At 66.1% G+C, this 15,290-nt stretch carries 17 protein-coding genes; 3 read left to right on the top strand and 14 right to left on the bottom strand.

The features are described 5' to 3' along the window. Nucleotides 1-116: 116 nt before the first annotated feature. Nucleotides 117-911, bottom strand: coding sequence for an adenosylmethionine decarboxylase (gene speD / locus LL964_RS04225; RefSeq protein ID WP_007967854.1), 795 nt, complete (start codon nucleotides 909-911; stop codon nucleotides 117-119). Between the two features lie 137 nt (nucleotides 912-1,048). Here speD and crp point away from each other — a divergent pair, with 137 nt between their 5' ends. Next, nucleotides 1,049-1,741, top strand: coding sequence for a cAMP-activated global transcriptional regulator CRP (gene crp, locus LL964_RS04220; RefSeq protein WP_029218612.1), 693 nt, complete (start codon nucleotides 1,049-1,051; stop codon nucleotides 1,739-1,741). 364 nt (nucleotides 1,742-2,105) lie between these two features. Here crp and LL964_RS04215 read toward each other — a convergent pair whose 3' ends face one another. The 12 genes from LL964_RS04215 to rpe form a co-directional block, all read right to left on the bottom strand. Continuing rightward, nucleotides 2,106-2,822, bottom strand: a complete 717-nt coding sequence (locus LL964_RS04215) for a haloacid dehalogenase-like hydrolase (RefSeq protein ID WP_104586096.1) — start codon at nucleotides 2,820-2,822, stop codon at nucleotides 2,106-2,108. Further along, on the bottom strand, nucleotides 2,815-3,612 hold the full coding sequence (gene trpC, locus LL964_RS04210; RefSeq protein WP_104586098.1) for an indole-3-glycerol phosphate synthase TrpC: 798 nt from the start codon (nucleotides 3,610-3,612) through the stop codon (nucleotides 2,815-2,817). The genes LL964_RS04215 and trpC overlap by 8 nt, the downstream gene beginning before the upstream one ends. A 139-nt stretch (nucleotides 3,613-3,751) precedes the next feature. Next, nucleotides 3,752-4,789, bottom strand: coding sequence for an anthranilate phosphoribosyltransferase (trpD, locus tag LL964_RS04205; RefSeq protein ID WP_104586100.1), 1,038 nt, complete (start codon nucleotides 4,787-4,789; stop codon nucleotides 3,752-3,754). A gap of 81 nt (nucleotides 4,790-4,870) precedes the next feature. Next, the gene (locus LL964_RS04200; RefSeq protein WP_104586102.1) at nucleotides 4,871-5,533 is read right to left on the bottom strand and encodes a flavin reductase family protein; all 663 of its coding nucleotides are present in this window, start codon (nucleotides 5,531-5,533) and stop codon (nucleotides 4,871-4,873) included. Nucleotides 5,534-5,538: 5 nt separating this feature from the next. Then, a complete protein-coding gene (locus tag LL964_RS04195; RefSeq protein WP_104586103.1) occupies nucleotides 5,539-5,784 on the bottom strand; it encodes a hypothetical protein in 246 nt (81 codons plus the stop codon). Then, a complete protein-coding gene (locus LL964_RS04190) occupies nucleotides 5,784-6,362 on the bottom strand; it encodes an anthranilate synthase component II (RefSeq protein ID WP_104586104.1) in 579 nt (192 codons plus the stop codon). Before LL964_RS04190 ends, LL964_RS04195 begins: the two co-directional genes overlap by 1 nt. Nucleotides 6,363-6,372: 10 nt before the next feature. Further along, a complete protein-coding gene (locus LL964_RS04185; protein ID WP_104586105.1) occupies nucleotides 6,373-7,128 on the bottom strand; it encodes an SIMPL domain-containing protein in 756 nt (251 codons plus the stop codon). Nucleotides 7,129-7,159: 31 nt separating this feature from the next. Next, the gene (locus LL964_RS04180; RefSeq protein WP_104586107.1) at nucleotides 7,160-8,221 is read right to left on the bottom strand and encodes a threonine aldolase family protein; all 1,062 of its coding nucleotides are present in this window, start codon (nucleotides 8,219-8,221) and stop codon (nucleotides 7,160-7,162) included. Then, nucleotides 8,221-9,696, bottom strand: a complete 1,476-nt coding sequence (gene trpE, locus LL964_RS04175) for an anthranilate synthase component I (protein WP_104586108.1) — start codon at nucleotides 9,694-9,696, stop codon at nucleotides 8,221-8,223. The genes LL964_RS04180 and trpE overlap by 1 nt, the downstream gene beginning before the upstream one ends. A 256-nt stretch (nucleotides 9,697-9,952) precedes the next feature. Further along, nucleotides 9,953-10,882 (bottom strand): lipid kinase YegS, encoded by a 930-nt coding sequence (gene yegS, locus LL964_RS04170; RefSeq protein WP_104586110.1) that lies wholly within the window; start codon nucleotides 10,880-10,882, stop codon nucleotides 9,953-9,955. Nucleotides 10,883-11,121: 239 nt separating this feature from the next. Then, the gene (locus LL964_RS04165) at nucleotides 11,122-11,613 is read right to left on the bottom strand and encodes a GNAT family N-acetyltransferase (RefSeq protein WP_104586111.1); all 492 of its coding nucleotides are present in this window, start codon (nucleotides 11,611-11,613) and stop codon (nucleotides 11,122-11,124) included. After that, on the bottom strand, nucleotides 11,610-12,281 hold the full coding sequence (rpe, locus tag LL964_RS04160; RefSeq protein ID WP_104586113.1) for a ribulose-phosphate 3-epimerase: 672 nt from the start codon (nucleotides 12,279-12,281) through the stop codon (nucleotides 11,610-11,612). The genes LL964_RS04165 and rpe overlap by 4 nt, the downstream gene beginning before the upstream one ends. A 131-nt stretch (nucleotides 12,282-12,412) precedes the next feature. Here rpe and LL964_RS04155 point away from each other — a divergent pair, with 131 nt between their 5' ends. Further along, the gene (locus LL964_RS04155; protein ID WP_104586114.1) at nucleotides 12,413-13,252 is read left to right on the top strand and encodes an outer membrane protein; all 840 of its coding nucleotides are present in this window, start codon (nucleotides 12,413-12,415) and stop codon (nucleotides 13,250-13,252) included. Between the two features lie 81 nt (nucleotides 13,253-13,333). On the opposite strand, the gene LL964_RS04150 is transcribed toward LL964_RS04155, so the two are convergent. Beyond that, nucleotides 13,334-13,663, bottom strand: a complete 330-nt coding sequence (locus tag LL964_RS04150; RefSeq protein ID WP_104586116.1) for a J domain-containing protein — start codon at nucleotides 13,661-13,663, stop codon at nucleotides 13,334-13,336. 208 nt (nucleotides 13,664-13,871) lie between these two features. Between LL964_RS04150 and LL964_RS04145 the strand changes: the two genes are divergently transcribed. After that, nucleotides 13,872-14,798 carry a phosphoribosylaminoimidazolesuccinocarboxamide synthase gene (locus tag LL964_RS04145; RefSeq protein WP_167395226.1) on the top strand — a complete coding sequence of 309 codons (927 nt, stop codon included), beginning with the start codon at nucleotides 13,872-13,874 and terminating at the stop codon, nucleotides 14,796-14,798. Nucleotides 14,799-15,290 lie beyond the last annotated feature (492 nt).

Below are 15,290 nucleotides of genomic sequence, written 5' to 3'. Positions count from 1 at the left end.
TGTCTGCACACTGGGCCGCCGTCGGCTGTGGAACGCGAGGTCTTCGCGTGGCGGGCCGTCCCGCCTCGATTCTCGGGCACACCCGCAAGCAGGCGTGCTTTCAGGGCTGCCTGCGCTTACTCGCTCAGGTTACGCCCGTGGAACAGCTCTTCGATCTCGCGCTTGAGCAGCGTCTCGATCTTCATGCGCTCCTTGAACGAGAGGTTCTTGGCGCGCTCTTCGAACAGATATTGGTCCAGATCGAAGTCCTTCAAGTGCATCTTGGTGTGGAAGATGTTTTCCTGGTAGACGTTCACGTCGAACATCTCGTAGCGCGACTTCACGTTCTTGGCCAGGAACTGCTGGATCGAGTTGATCTTGTGATCGATATAGTGCTTCTTGCCCTTCACATCGCGGGTGAAGCCACGGACACGGTAGTCCATGATCACGATGTCCGATTCCAGGCTTTCGATCAGGTAATTCAGCGCCTTCAGCGGCGAGATCACCCCGCAGGTAGCGACGTCGATGTCGGCACGGAAGGTGGCGATGCCTTCCTGCGGGTGCGTCTCCGGATATGTGTGAACGGTGATATGGCTCTTATCCATATGAGCAACCACAGCGTCGGAGATCAACTCCTTGCCGGCCTGCTTCTTGTCGATCACCGGTTCCTCGGAAATCAGGATGGTGACCGACGCGCCCTGCGGATCGTAGTCTTGGCGTGCGATATTTAGGATATTGGCACCGATGATCTCGGCCACATCGGTCAGGATCTGGGTCAGACGATCGGCGTCGTACTGCTCATCGATGTACTCGATGTAGCGTTGACGCTCCTCTTCGGTACGCGCGTAACAGACGTCGTAGATGTTGAAGCTCAACGCCTTGGTGAGGTTGTTGAACCCCTGCAGCCTCAGGCGAGGCAACGGCTTGACCACGTCGGTCTGTCCTTTTGGAAGGCGGGAAAGGAGTCAATTATGAGCCAAAGATCCCAGCAACGAAATGCCGTCATTGAGAATGGTTTACCTTGCATGACTCATGCCGTTAAGCTTCAGGAATCAGACGCGGAACTCCCATGAGCCCAGGAAATACGACGGTTGTGACTACGACGGTACGTAACGCTACCCCCTCGCTGGCGCTGGACGCAGGCACGATCGAGCGTTTCCTGGCGCATAGCCACCGCAGGCGCTATCCGACCCGGACCGATGTGTTCCGGCCCGGAGACCCGGCCGGCACCCTCTACTATGTGATCAGCGGCTCGGTGAGCATCATCGCCGAGGAAGATGACGACCGTGAGTTGGTGCTGGGCTATTTCGGCAGCGGTGAGTTCGTTGGCGAAATGGGGTTGTTCATCGAATCGGACACCCGCGAAGTGATCCTGCGGACCCGCACCCAGTGCGAGCTGGCCGAGATCAGCTACGAGCGACTGCAGCAGCTGTTCCAGACCAGCTTGTCGCCGGATGCGCCGCGGATCCTGTACGCGCTGGGCGTTCAGCTTTCAAAACGCCTGCTCGACACCACCAGGAAAGCCAGCCGCCTGGCCTTCCTGGACGTGACCGACCGCATCGTGCGCACCCTGCACGACCTGTCCAAGGAGCCTGAAGCGATGAGCCACCCGCAGGGCACCCAGCTGCGCGTCTCTCGGCAGGAGCTGGCCCGGCTGGTGGGATGCTCGCGCGAAATGGCCGGCCGTGTGCTGAAGAAGTTGCAGGCCGATGGCCTGTTGCACGCACGCGGCAAGACGGTCGTGCTCTACGGCACGCGCTAACGGCCTGGACTCGACGGCCGATGCGGCTTGCGCATCGGCCGTTTACGCAATCGCGGCTGCGCCTGGGAATGTCCCACCCGCCTCTGCGCGCGTCGTCCAGGAGGGGCCGGCGTCGTGGGCGACAGTTGCCTGCCTTCGGCGAAACGATCGCCTGCCGCCGGACCCACGAGGTCGTCCTGCCTCGGCTTGCTGGCCCGGATGGCCTGGCGTGCGAAGCCACGGCGGACGCTGCGAGCGACGTCTCGTTCGTTGCTTTGAGGTTGCGCCAACCGCCGCGCCCCGTCGCCGCAGGCGCTTGCGCCCGCACTGTCGCTTGCCCGGGTCGCCTCGCTGCTGCGCAATCGTGCGCTGGTAGCGGCTGGGACTAGAGCGCCTTGCCGCCGCGGTCGCGGCATCCCCAGTTGAGGATCGGCGTGCCCGCAGGCAGCACCTGGCGGAACAGGTTTTCCCGGTTGGCCTTGGGATTGACCACCACCGGCGCACGCGCAGCCTTCAGCAAGGGCAGGTCGGCGGTGCTGTCCGAGTACGCCACGGCGATGTCGGCATAGCCGCGTTCGCGCAACATGCGCATCTTCTCTTCGTTATGGCAGTGGCGTCGCGCGGTGACCGCGCCCAGGCGTGGGCCGACCAGGCTGCCGATCACCGGTACGTCCTGATGCGCCACGAAGCCGAGAATGGCGCGCGCCAGCTCCGGGGGAGCGCCGGTGGCGACCACCACGCGGTCGCCTGCAGCGCGGTGGTCGGTGAAGACCTTCAACGCATGCGGCAGCAGGCGCTGGCGGATCTGCGCCTCGTGCTTGAGGACGTAGGCGTCGATGAAGCGGTTGAACTCGCGCGCGCGGTGCAGGCCGAAGGTCGCAATCCAGACATAGCCGGACACGCCGCGGCGGCGCGTGGGCAGCATCGCCACCATCGGCCCGAGGATCGGTGAGGCCAGCACCGCGACCAGCAGACGCAAAGGGTTGCGCCGGATCAGCCAGGCGAACAGATGGCTGCCGGAGTCGCCGTCGTACAGGGTGTGGTCGAAATCGAAGACCACCAACGGGGCGTCTTCGCGCGGCGCGGGATACGACTCAGTCATGCGCGAAGAATAGCTGACGCAACGACTCGCCGGGTTCGGGTGCGCGCATGAAGGTCTCGCCGACCAGAAACGCGTTCACACCGTTGCGGCGCATCAATTGCACATCGTCGGGGGTGACGATGCCGCTCTCGGTGACCAGGATGCGGTCGCGCGGCACCGCCGCGCGCATGTCCAGCGTGGTCTGCAGCGAGACTTCGAAGGTGCGCAGGTTGCGGTTGTTGATGCCGATCAACGGCACCGGCACCTGCACCGCGCGCTCGAGCTCGTCGATATCGTGCACTTCCACCAGCACATCCAGCTCCAGTTGCATGGCCAGCCCGGACAGCTCGGCCAGCTGCGCGTCTTCCAGTGCCGAGACGATCAGCAGGATGCAATCGGCGCCGAGCGCGCGCGCCTCGTAGATCTGATAGGGATCCACGGTGAAATCCTTGCGCAGCACCGGCAGCGTGCAGGCATCGCGCGCCTGCCGCAGATAGGCATCGGCGCCCTGGAAGAAGTCCACATCGGTCAGCACCGACAGGCAGCTGGCGCCGCCGAACTCGTAGCTGACCGCGATATCGGCGGGATGAAAATCCGGCCGGATCACGCCCTTGGACGGGCTGGCCTTCTTCACTTCGGCGATCACCGCCGCATCGCCGGCCGCGATGCTGGCCTGCATGGCGGCGGCAAAGCCGCGCGTGGGTGGCAGGTCGGCACACCGCGCGACCAGTTCGGCCAGCGGCACGCGCGTATTGCGCTCGGCGACTTCTTCGGCCTTGCGGGCAAGGATGGTGTTGAGGATGTCGCTCATCGTATCGGGTCCTGGCGGGCTGGCATTATCGGTCAAGTCGGCCACACCGCGCTGGGACGACGCGCCAACGCGCGCAGCGCACCGGCGGGAGACAAGAATGCCGCCGCCTCGATTGCCGGGACATTGCGGCGGTATGCGATCACGCCTGCGCGGCGACCTGGCGGGTGAAGGCGACATAGGCATCCAGCCTGGCGCGGGCCGAGCCGTCTGCCAGTGCCGCCCGCGCACGCAGGACACCGTCGGCGATGCTGTCGGCCACACCGGCCACGTACAGCGCCGCACCCGCGTTGAGCGCGACGATGTCCAGCGCCGGGCCGGGGACGTTGTCCAGTACCTGCAGCAGCATCGTGCGCGACTGCGCGGCGTCGGCCACCTTGAGATTGCGGCTGGCCGACATGGCGATGCCGAAATCCTCCGGATGCACTTCGTACTCGCACACCTGGCCATCGCGCAGCTCGCCGACCAGGGTGCCGGCACCGAGCGATAGTTCGTCCATGCCATCGCGCCCCCACACCACCAGCGCGCGCTCGGCGCCCAGCTCCTGCAGCACGCGTGCCTGGATGCCGACCAGATCCGGATGGAACACGCCCATCAGGATGTTCGGCGAGCCGGCCGGGTTGGTCAGCGGGCCGAGGATGTTGAAGATGGTGCGTACGCCCATTTCGCGGCGCACCGGCGCCACCACCTTCATGGCCGGGTGATGCACTGGCGCATACATGAAGCCGATACCGGTCTGCGCAAGCGACGCGGCGACCTGCTCGGGTTGCAGGTCGATCACCGCGCCCAGCGCCTCCAGCGCATCGGCGCTGCCGGACTTGGACGAGACGCTGCGATTGCCGTGCTTGGCTACCTTGGCGCCGGCGGCCGCCGCGACGAACATCGCGCAGGTGGAGATGTTGAAGGTGTGCGAGCCATCGCCGCCGGTGCCGACGATATCGACCATGTGCCGGCGATCGCTCACCTCCACGCGGCGCGAGAACTCGCGCATCACGGTAGCCGCGCCAGCGATTTCGCCGACGGTCTCCTTCTTGACCCGCAGCCCGGTGAGGATGGCGGCGACCATCGTGTCCGAGACCTCGCCACGCATGATCTGCCGCATCAGCGCGACCATTTCGTCGTGGAAGATCTCGCGATGTTCGATGGTGCGTTGCAGGGCTTCTTGCGGCGTGATGGGCATGGATAAAACCGGAGGAGTGCGGGAGAGGGAATGACGTGCGCCGATGGCCGCACGTTCGGCATTGGGTGACGACGCTGGCGCTCAGCCCGGGCGTTGCATGCGGAAACGCGCCTGTTCCTGTACTTCGAAGTAGTCGGCGGGGCCGCCCGCGCGCAGGATGGTCTGCACACGCGCAGGATCGTAGATGCCGTCCTGTAGCGCGGCGTGGGCCAGGTGCACGGCCACAACCTCGCCCAGCACCAGCCAGGTATCGACCTGCTGCCCATCGGCGCGCTGCAGGCGTAGCAACTGGCTCAGCCGGCACTCGAAACTGACCGGGCTGGCGGCCACTCGCGGCGCATCGATCAACCGCGACGGCGCCGCTTGCACACCGGCCAGCACGAACTCGTCCACCTCCGCAGGCACGATCGCCGCGCTGGCATTCATCGCCTCGGCCAACGGGCGCGTCGCCAGATTCCAGGTGAACTGCCCGGTGGCCTCGATGTTGCGCACGCTGTCCTTCCAGCCGGTGCTGGCGAAACCGACGATCGGCGGCACATAGTTGAAGGCGTTGAAGAAACTGTAAGGCGCCAGGTTGGCGATGCCCTCGGCATTGCGTGTGCCGATCCAGCCGATCGGACGCGGCCCGACGATGGCATTGAACGGATCGTGCGGCAGGCCGTGTCCGTGGGCGGGTTCGTAGAAGTGGAAGCCCTGGAGGGATTCGGTGGCCGGCAGCGGGCTGGCTTGGGGAGAGAGCGGCATTGCGGTCACCTGGCCTGATTGATTCGGAGCTCGGCGTCGTCGAGGATTTGCTGCCCCATCGGCAGGCCGTCGGTCCTATCGGCGGCGTCCATCCGCATGCGCGCGCCCGCGCTGCCGACATGGGAAACCAGCGGTTTCGCGGCCTGTGCGAGCGCCTGCGCAGCACAGGCGGTCGACGGCGGCTGCGCCGTGGCCTGTGCGGCCAACAGCAGCCCCATCGCTGCGATGCATGCCGGCAGCAGGCGACGCATCAGCGCTCCAGGAAGTTCTTCAGCAGGACGTGGCCGTGCTGGGTGAGGATGGACTCGGGATGGAACTGCACGCCTTCCACCGGGAACTGACGGTGGCGCAGACCCATGATCTCTTCGATGGAGCCATCCGGGTTTTCGGTCCAGGCGGTGACTTCCAGCGTGGCCGGCAGCGTGGTCTTGTCCACCACCAGCGAGTGATAGCGGGTGGCCTGGTAACTGTCCGGCAGGCCGGCGAACACCCCCTTGCCCTCATGGCGGATCGGCGAGGTCTTGCCGTGCATGATATTGCCGGCGCGGATCACGTCGCCGCCATACACCTGCCCGATGCTCTGGTGGCCCAGACACACCCCCAGGATCGGCGTGGTCTGGCCCAAGCGCTCGATCAGCTGCAGCGAGACACCCGCCTCGTTGGGCGTGCACGGGCCGGGCGAGATCACGATGCGCTCGGGCCTGAGCGCGGCGATCTCATCGACGCTCATCGCATCGTTGCGCACCACCATGACCTCCGCGCCCAGCGCCTGCAGGTACTGCACGAGGTTGTAGGTGAAGCTGTCGTAGTTATCGAGCATCAGCAGCATGGCAAGGGACTCATTGCGCGATCAGGAAGACCGCATAGATGTTTTCGGAAAGAAGGACGCTGCCGGCCTCCAGCGCATCGACCCGGGCTGCACCGAGTGCAGCCGCTGCCGGAGGAGGCGGGGAGCCCGGGGAGAGCGTGCGCGGCACCGGCCAGTGCCCCGCCTGCACGCCATAGGCGAAGTTCGGCGCGACATCGGAGATCGTGTAAAGCCCCTGGACACGCACGCCGTAGGCCTTGGCCAACTCCTCGGCAGACACGCGCGTCTGCGTGGCTGCTTCGCGCTTGAGTTGCGCGCGCACTTCGCCTTCCTTGCTGTAGGACGTCGTTATACCCGACAGTTCGACTTCGCTGCTCGTCTTCAGTTCGGCCAGGAACTGGCGCGCATCCTCGAGCGACGCGAAGGTACCGGCGATGCTGCGTTTGACTTCGCTGCCGTCGAACTTGCGATGGCCATCCTGCAGATAGCTGTAGCTGGGCTGGATCTGCAGCGACGAAGCATCGATGCTGTCTTTGCGCACGTGATGCAACTTCATCGCCGAGAGGATGTGTTCTGCCGATACCTGCACGCGCTTGCGCGCGACGTCTGGCTGCGCATCGACCGCGCGCAGAGCGATCGTCAGCGAAAATCGGTCGGGCATGACCGTACGATTGGCCTGCCCCTTCACCAACAAATGCGGCAGCGATGGCAGGCTGTTGACCTGCGCAACCGCAAACATCGGCAATGCCGTGAGTGCCACGAGCATCCAACGCATCAGTTGCTTCATCTGCCTTCTCCGTGGTGAATGATGCGCATGCTCACGACACGCGGCACTGCAGCGCCGCCACATCCGCACACAAGCGATCGACCGCGTCTGCCTTAGTTGCCCACGAGGTGACGAAGCGAATCACCTGGCTGCCATCGGCGCGGACTTCCCAGCGCTCGAAGTCGTAGCGTTGCGCCAGCTGTGCAGCCTGTTGCGCACTGACGGCAATGAACTGCTGATTGGTCGGCGAGTCGCTGGTGAATTCCACGCCCGCGGCCAGCAGGCCGGCACGCAGGCGCTGCGCCATGGCGTTGGCGTGCGCAGCCAGTTCGAAGAACAAGCCGTCTTCGAACAAGGCTGCGAACTGCGCGCCCAGCACCATGCCCTTGGCCAACAGCGCGCCGCGCTGCTTGATCAGGTAGCGCAGATCCACCTGCAGCGCGGGATCGACGATGACCAGCGCTTCGCCGAGCAGTGCGCCGTTCTTGGTGCCGCCGATATAGAACGCGTCGGTCAAGGCGGCGATGCTGGGCAGGTCCAGGTCGTTGCCGTCGGCGGTCAATGCCGCGCCCAGGCGTGCGCCGTCCAGATACAGCAGCAGGTCGTGTGCGCGGCAGAACTGCGAGAGCGCCTGGAGTTCGGCACGCGTATAGATGGTGCCGCTTTCGGTGCTGTTGGAAATGTAGACCAGCCGCGGCTGCACCATGTGTTCGTTGCTGTGCACGGCCAGCACCGGCTGGATCAGTGCAGGCGTCAGCTTGTCGTACGGCGCCGGTACGGTCAGCACCTTGTGGCCAGTGGCTTCGATGGCACCAGTCTCGTGGGTGGCGATGTGGGCGGCCTCCACTGCGATGACTGCCTGATGCGGGCGCAGGAACGCACTGATGGCGATCAGATTGGTCTGCGTGCCGCCGACCAGCAGATGCACGTCTGCCTGCGGTTGCGCGATGGCGCTGCGGATCAGCGCAACCGCGCGCGCGCTGTGCCGATCGGTGCCATAGCCGGCGTTCTGCTCGGCGCTCGCCATCGCCATCGCCTGCAACAGACGCGGATGCGCGCCTTCGCTGTAGTCGTTGCGAAAACCGGTGCGCGCAGCGCTGCCCTGCCCGTCCATCACAGCCCCTTGGCCGCCTGGGCCACGGCGCGAAACAGCGCGCGGCCCTTGTTCATGGTTTCCTGCCATTCCAGGTCGGGATCGGAGTCGTAGACCACGCCACCGCCGGCCTGCACGTACAGGTAGCCGTCCTGGATCACTGCTGTGCGGATGGCGATGGCGGTGTCGGCATCGCCATGCCAGCCGATGTAGCCCACTGCGCCGGAATACACGTTGCGCTTGACCGGCTCCAGCTCGCGGATGATTTCCAGTGCGCGGATTTTCGGTGCGCCGCTGACGGTGCCGGCCGGAAAGGTCGCGCGCAGCACATCGCTGTACGTCAGCCCGGCCTTGAGCGTACCGGTGACTTCGCTGACGATGTGCATGACGTGGCTATAGCGTTCGATCACGAACTGCTCGCCCACCTTGACCGTGCCCGGCTCGGCCACGCGTCCCACATCGTTGCGGCCCAGATCGATCAGCATCACGTGCTCGGCACGCTCCTTCGGGTCGGCCAGCAGCTCGGCTTCCAGCGCCTTGTCCAGCTCCGGTGTGGCCCCGCGCGGGCGGGTGCCGGCGATCGGGCGCACGGTGACCACGCCATCGCGCAGCCGCGCAAGGATCTCCGGCGAGGAACCGACCACCTGGGTGCCGCCGACATCGAGGAAATACATGTACGGCGAAGGATTCAATGCGCGCAATGCCCGGTACACGTCCACCGGGCGTGCGCGGAACGGCACGCGCAGGCGTTGCGAGGGCACGACCTGGAAGATGTCGCCGGCACGCACGTATTCCTGCGCCTTGCGCACCACCGCGTGGTATTGCTCGCGGGTGAACGAGGATCGGAAATCGGCTTCGTCGATCGCCTCGGAAATCTGCGCCTGCGGATAGCCGGCGCCACCCTGCCGCAGGCGGTGCGCCAGTTCGTCCAGGCGCCGATTGGCGCGTACGAAGGCCTGCGGCTGGCGCGGGTCGGCGTGCACGATCAGGTACAGCCGCCCCTTGAGGTTATCGAACACCGCCAGCTCTTCGGAGAGCATCAGCAGGATGTCCGGGGTGCCCAGCTCGTCGGGTTTGTCGCCGATACCCAGGCGCGGTTCGATGTACTGGATGCATTCGAAACCGAACCAGCCGACCAGCCCACCGGTGAAGCCAGGCAACCCGTCGAGCTGCGGCACCGAATGCTCGGCACGCAGTGCGTCGACTTCGGCCAGCGGATCGGCGACCTGTCGGCTGTCGATGACTTCGCCGTGTTCGCTGACCTCCAGCGTGTGGCCCCGGAAGCTGTACACGCGCCGTGCCGGCAAACCGATGATGGAGTAACGCCCGAAGCGCTCACCGCCTTCGACCGATTCGAACAGATAGGTGTAGGCGCCGTCTGCGAGCTTCAGATAGACCGACAGCGGCGTGTCCAGGTCGGACAGGACTTCGCGGATGACGGGGATGCGGGTATGGCCTTCAGCGGCCTGGCGCTGGAACTGCTCTGCAGTGATCAAGACGACTTTCCTTCCGGGACTCTGTGACGGGGCGGACGACGGCAACAGGCCACCATCGCCACCAGCGGCGAGCGGAAGAGAAGGAGCGTGGGGTCGTCAGGCGGGACACACGGCTACTGTAGCGCAACTGTTTGGCCGAGGGCAGCGGGTGAAGGCGAAAAGCGCTCGAGAGTGCGGAGTGGGTGCGGCCGGGAACGGCAGCATTACCCGGCTCACCGAGCGGCGTGCCAGGTTTTTCAATTCCCGACTTACACCATCATCCCCTGAGCAGCGGGCACTCGGCGGGCAAGTGCATGCGCAACCGCGCCGGGACGCAGTCGATGCGGAACTGCAGCGACGTCTCCGGTTCGCCGTCCAGATTCAAGGTCAGTGGTTGGTGGGAGACGATCTCCAGCCACGGCACCCGGGCGCGCACGGCCACGCGTTCCAGCGCGGCCTGCTTGCCGCTGGTAACCAGGGTGCCGAGCGTGGCCGCCACCTCGCCGTTGAGCGCAGGCACGATGGTGACGTCGAGCAGGCCATCGTCGATCAGCGCATCCGGGCACAGTGCCTGACCGCCGCCGGCCTGGCGCCCGTTGCCCAGGCCAAGTGCGATGAACTCGCCCTGCCATGCGAAGTCCGGCCCGCTGAAACGGGCGCCGATCGGCTCGATCCGTCCCAGCCGCGACATGCCGGTGATCAGGTAGGCCAGCCCGCCGAGCATCTTCTTCAGTCCCTCGTCGGTTTCCACGGTGACCTGGGTGCCGAAGCCGCCGCTGGCGACGTTTGCACACCAGTGCGGCCCGTGCGCGGTATCCAGCCGCAGCAGGTCGATTGCCTGCGCCGGGCGGTTGGCGATCAGGCTGAGCGCCTCGAAGGGTTCGATCGGCAATGCGGCGGCGGTGGCGAAGTCGTTGGCAGTGCCCAGCGGCACCAGGCCCAGCGAAGGCAGTATGGCCGCATCGCCGTCGTGGTGCGCAAGCGCGGCCGCCACTTCGCTCAAGGTGCCGTCCCCGCCAGCGGCCACCACGGTCTGCACGCCGTCGCGCACCGCTTCGGCGACATAGCGCTCGGCATCGCCCTCTTCCCAGGTCACCCGCACCTCCAGCCGGATGCCACGTTTGCGCAGGCTGCCCACCGCCTGCCGCAGCTCCTCGTTGTCGGTGGATTTGCCGTTGAGGATCAATCGCCAGTGGGACGGGACCATGCGCACTGCCGATACTGGAGATGAAGGTCCACGCAGGCTAGCAGCGCAGCAATGCGGGAATCGTGAATACGCAGGCTGCTGCGGCTGTCATGCCGGTGTCATCGTCCATCCGGAACATGGAAGGCCATAGCAGGGACGACGGGCGGAGGCAGGATCAGCCTCCAATCTTCCGAAGGCCGCTCCAATCGGGGCGGCCTTCTTTCCTGCACGCGGCGTCGATTCGCGTGCGCCAGCCCCACTCAACCGCTGGCGGCAAAGGCGGCCAGACGCTCGCCGTCGAGCCGGTAGACGGTCCAGCCATCCATCGGGCGGGCGCCCACCGCCTGGTAGAAATCGATCGCCGGCTGGTTCCAGTCCAGCACCAACCATTCGAAACGCCCGCAGCCGCGCTGCACGGCCAGCTGTGCCAGGTGCCGCAACAGCGCCAGGCCCGCGCCCTTGCCGCGCGCTTCCGGCCGCACGAAAAGGTCTTCCAGATACAGGCCGTTGCGGCCCAGCCAGGTGGAGTAATTGAAGAAATACACCGCAAATCCCAGCGCCTGGCCATCCTGTTCGCAGATCAGCGCGTGCGCGGTGGCGGCGTCGCCGAACAGGCTGGCGCGCAGATCGTCGGGGCCGGCCTTCACCGCCTCCGGCTCGCGCTCGTAGACCGCAAGCGCCGTGATCAGCTCATGCAGCAGCGGCACATCGTCTGGCGTGGCGGTGCGGATGCGCGGGGTGGCCGGGCTCACCGCACCGCCTCCACTGCCGCGCGCATTTGCGCGATCACCTGAGCATAGTCGGGTGCATTGAAGATGGCCGAGCCGGCAACGAAGGTGTCCGCCCCGGCCGCAGCGATCTCGCCGATGTTGTCGGCCTTGACCCCGCCATCGATCTCCAGCCGGATCGGCTTGCCAGTGGCGTCGATCCGGCTGCGGATGGCGCGCAGTTTGTCCAGGGCGGAAGGAATGAAGGCCTGGCCGCCGAAACCGGGATTGACCGACATCACCAGCACCAGGTCCAGCTCCGGCAGCACCCAATCCAGGATATCCACCGGGGTGGCCGGATTGAGCACCAGGCCAGCCTGGCAGCCATGCGACTTGATCAGCTGGATGGTGCGATGCACGTGGCGGCTGGCTTCGGGATGGAAGCTGATGGTGGTGGCGCCTGCCTGCGCGAAATCCGGCACGATGCGGTCCACCGGCTCGACCATCAGGTGCACGTCGATCGGCGCGACGATGCCATGCTTGCGCAGCGCCTGGCAGACCATCGGGCCGATGGTGAGATTGGGCACGTAGTGGTTGTCCATCACATCGAAGTGCACCCAGTCGGCGCCGGCCTTCAGGACGTTGTTCACTTCCTCGCCCAGGCGGGCGAAATCGGCGGACAGGATGGACGGGGCGATCGCCGTCGATTGCATGGGCAGCTCGTAGGAAGACGGAATGGACCATTGTCGCAACCGCTGCCGTGTGAGGAAAGGCATGCATCCGTGGCGGACTCGACTGCGTATGCTCCAAGACCGGCGCGCCGCGCCCGATCCGAGGAGACCACATGAAAACCACCCCGCTCGCTTCCACAGCCCTCGTTCTGCTGGCCCTGGCCCCCACGGCCTGGGCGCAATCCGGCCCGGCCGACTGGTCCGGCTTCTCCATAGGCGCCAATGTCGGCGGTGCCGACCCGGCCGGTGTCTCTGGGGGCCGCTTCGGCTTCGACACCGATCTGAACGGCCGCGACGGCGACCAGGTCAGCACCGCCACCGGTGCCGATGCGTTTTCGCCCGGGTTCTGCGGCGGCGCCGCGGCCGGACGCACCCCGGCCAACGGCTGCAGCAAGGACAAGGGCGGTGCCGAGTACGGCGCGCGGCTGGGCTACGACTGGCAGGCCGGCAACTGGGTCTACGGCGTGGTGGCCGAATACACCCGAAACGATATCCGCGACAGCGTCAGCGCCTTCAGCACCACCCCGGCGCTGTACACCTTCACTCGCCAGCTCAACCGTACCGCGGCATTGCGCGGCCGTCTCGGCTACGCGTTCGGCGCGCAGGGCGATTACCTGGCGTACGTCACCGCCGGCGTGGCGCGCGGCGAGTTCGACCACGGCTTCACCAGCAGCAATACCGCCAACAGCTTCACCGGCCGCGGTGGCGACAGTGCCGATGGCTATCAGGCCGGCATCGGCCTGCAGCGGCGCTTGAGCGACCATGTCTCGGTGGGCGTGGAGTATCTGTACACCCGCCTGCAGGACGACGACACCCGCGTGCGCGTCGGGCCGGGCACTGCGCCGGCGACCAATCCGTTCCTGCGGGTCAATCCGGCCGGCACCGATCTGCGCCGTACCGATACCGATTTTTCGACCAATGCGGTTCGTCTGACCGTCGGCTACCGCTTCTGAGGCATGCCCCGGGCCTGGCTGCCATGTCAGGCCCGACGACGCGGCCATGGCGCGCCCGCGCGACTGCCGGGCATCGTGCGCTCAGCGCTTGCGCATCCGCTGGATGCGGTCGTAGGCAGCGTTGATCTGGCTGGCCTTCCGCTCCGCCTGGCGGCGCGCCTCCGGCTCGGCATTGGCCACCTTGTCGGGGTGGTAGCGCGACATCAGCCGGCGATAGGCCAGATCGACCTCGGCAGTGGTGGCGTCCGGCTCCAGCCCCAGCGCCTCGTACGGGTTCTCCGCCCGGCGCTTGAACCAGCCGGCGTCCACCGCGTGCCCGATCGCCAGGCCGATCATCAGCCCCACGAAGGGCGCGCCACGAAACAGCAGGGCGCCGGCCAATGCGCCGAGCAGTTTTCCGTACCAGGACATGGGCGATCGGGGGCGGGGAAGGCGGGCAGGCGATCTTACCCGAACGCCTGTTCGGGCTGGCTGACGCGGCGTCCACGGCGTGCCTGCACGGCAGCCAGATAAAACCAGCGGACCGCCACGAAGCGCCGTACACTACGCGGCCCGCTGCCCACCCGCGGGCCCGCCGGGTCCCGGGGACAGCGTCATTGCGACGTCCTTAGGAGTGCCTGTGTCGACCACGCTGTTGCAATCCGATCTGCCCGGCCTGCCGTTGCGTCACCGTGGCAAGGTCCGCGATGTCTTCGATATCCCGCGCGACCGTCTGCCCGCGGATGCTCCGCCGGGCGACTACCTGTTGATGGTGGCCACCGACCGCCTGTCGGCGTTCGACGTGGTGCTGCCGGATCCGATTCCCGGCAAGGGCGAAATGCTCTGCCAGGTCTCCAACTTCTGGTTCCACAAGACCGAACACCTGATGCCCAATCATCTGGTCGACATTGGCGTGGAGCAGGTGCTGCCCGACGGCGTGGACCCGGCGCTGTACGCCAGACGTGCGGTGGTGACGCGCAAGCTCAAGCCGGTGCCGGTGGAAGCGATCGCCCGCGGCTATCTGATCGGCAGCGGCTGGAAGGATTACCAGCGTACCGGCAAGATCAGCGGTATCGAACTGCCCGACGGCCTGCGCCAGGCCGAGAAACTGCCCGAACCGATCTTTACCCCGTCCACCAAGGCCGCCGTCGGCGACCATGACGAGAACATCGACTTCGATGCGATGGTCAGGACCGTCGGCGCCGAGCTGGCCGAGCGCGTGCGCGATGCCACCTTGCGCATCTACCGTTTCGCGGCGGACTTCGCCGCCGAACGCGGCATCCTGCTGGCTGACACCAAGTTCGAATTCGGCACCGACGCCGATGGTCGTCTCTACATCATGGACGAGATGCTGACGCCGGATTCGTCGCGCTACTGGCCGGCCGATCAATACGAACTGGGCACCAGCCCGCCGAGCTACGACAAGCAATTCGTGCGCGACTATCTGGAGACCCTGGACTGGGGCAAGACCGCGCCAGGCCCCAGCCTGCCAGCGCAAGTGATCGATCGCACGCGTGCGAAGTATGCCGAAGCACTGCAACGGCTGGCTGGTATTTCGGTCGATTGATGGGGTGGCGCCCGATGTAAAGAGATACGGCGTCGCATGACGCTGACGCTGTCATGACTGCTCGCCGGTCAGACGCAACAGCAACAAATGCAGGACCAACAGCAGAAGGTCGCCATCGGCGGCCGCTGACGCCGCAGCAAAGTGATGATGAAAGCCGGTCAGTCCTCTGGCCGGTTTTTTTTTACCACTCCCTGATGTTGCGCGCACGGCAGGCTGCCCCGGACCAATCGCTGCGGGTAGGCGCCGCGCCGGGTGTGCAGCTGCTAGCGGTACAGATAACGATGTATTTGCCCGCCGCCGTGGCGCGCAAACCTGCCCGCTCTGCGATGGGCTTCCGCAGCACAAGGTGGCCGTGCGCACAGATCGTAAGACGGCTGTAACTTTTACTACTTCCCCGTTCTGGAGTGTGCCAGCTTGTCTGCCGGCAGCTGCTGCCGATCGCGACCGGCGCTGGTGTGGTATCCCGCCGGCTTCTTGCATTGCACGTTCTGG

This window comes from Xanthomonas melonis (assembly GCF_020783655.1).
Taxonomy (GTDB): Bacteria; Pseudomonadota; Gammaproteobacteria; order Xanthomonadales; family Xanthomonadaceae; genus Xanthomonas; species Xanthomonas melonis.
Note: the sequence above shows the minus strand (reverse complement) of the source record. Positions and strands in the feature narration are given on the sequence as shown.

Coding starts and splice junctions, on each gene's coding strand:
- crp (WP_029218612.1), top strand. CDS start 1,049: ATGAGCCCAGGAAATACGACGGTTGTGACTACGACGGTACGTAACGCT.
- LL964_RS04215 (WP_104586096.1), bottom strand. CDS start 2,822: ATGACTGAGTCGTATCCCGCGCCGCGCGAAGACGCCCCGTTGGTGGTC.
- trpC (WP_104586098.1), bottom strand. CDS start 3,612: ATGAGCGACATCCTCAACACCATCCTTGCCCGCAAGGCCGAAGAAGTC.
- trpD (WP_104586100.1), bottom strand. CDS start 4,789: ATGCCCATCACGCCGCAAGAAGCCCTGCAACGCACCATCGAACATCGC.
- LL964_RS04200 (WP_104586102.1), bottom strand. CDS start 5,533: ATGCCGCTCTCTCCCCAAGCCAGCCCGCTGCCGGCCACCGAATCCCTC.
- LL964_RS04195 (WP_104586103.1), bottom strand. CDS start 5,784: ATGCGTCGCCTGCTGCCGGCATGCATCGCAGCGATGGGGCTGCTGTTG.
- LL964_RS04190 (WP_104586104.1), bottom strand. CDS start 6,362: ATGCTGCTGATGCTCGATAACTACGACAGCTTCACCTACAACCTCGTG.
- LL964_RS04185 (WP_104586105.1), bottom strand. CDS start 7,128: ATGAAGCAACTGATGCGTTGGATGCTCGTGGCACTCACGGCATTGCCG.
- LL964_RS04180 (WP_104586107.1), bottom strand. CDS start 8,221: ATGGACGGGCAGGGCAGCGCTGCGCGCACCGGTTTTCGCAACGACTAC.
- yegS (WP_104586110.1), bottom strand. CDS start 10,882: ATGGTCCCGTCCCACTGGCGATTGATCCTCAACGGCAAATCCACCGAC.
- rpe (WP_104586113.1), bottom strand. CDS start 12,281: ATGCAATCGACGGCGATCGCCCCGTCCATCCTGTCCGCCGATTTCGCC.
- LL964_RS04155 (WP_104586114.1), top strand. CDS start 12,413: ATGAAAACCACCCCGCTCGCTTCCACAGCCCTCGTTCTGCTGGCCCTG.
- LL964_RS04150 (WP_104586116.1), bottom strand. CDS start 13,663: ATGTCCTGGTACGGAAAACTGCTCGGCGCATTGGCCGGCGCCCTGCTG.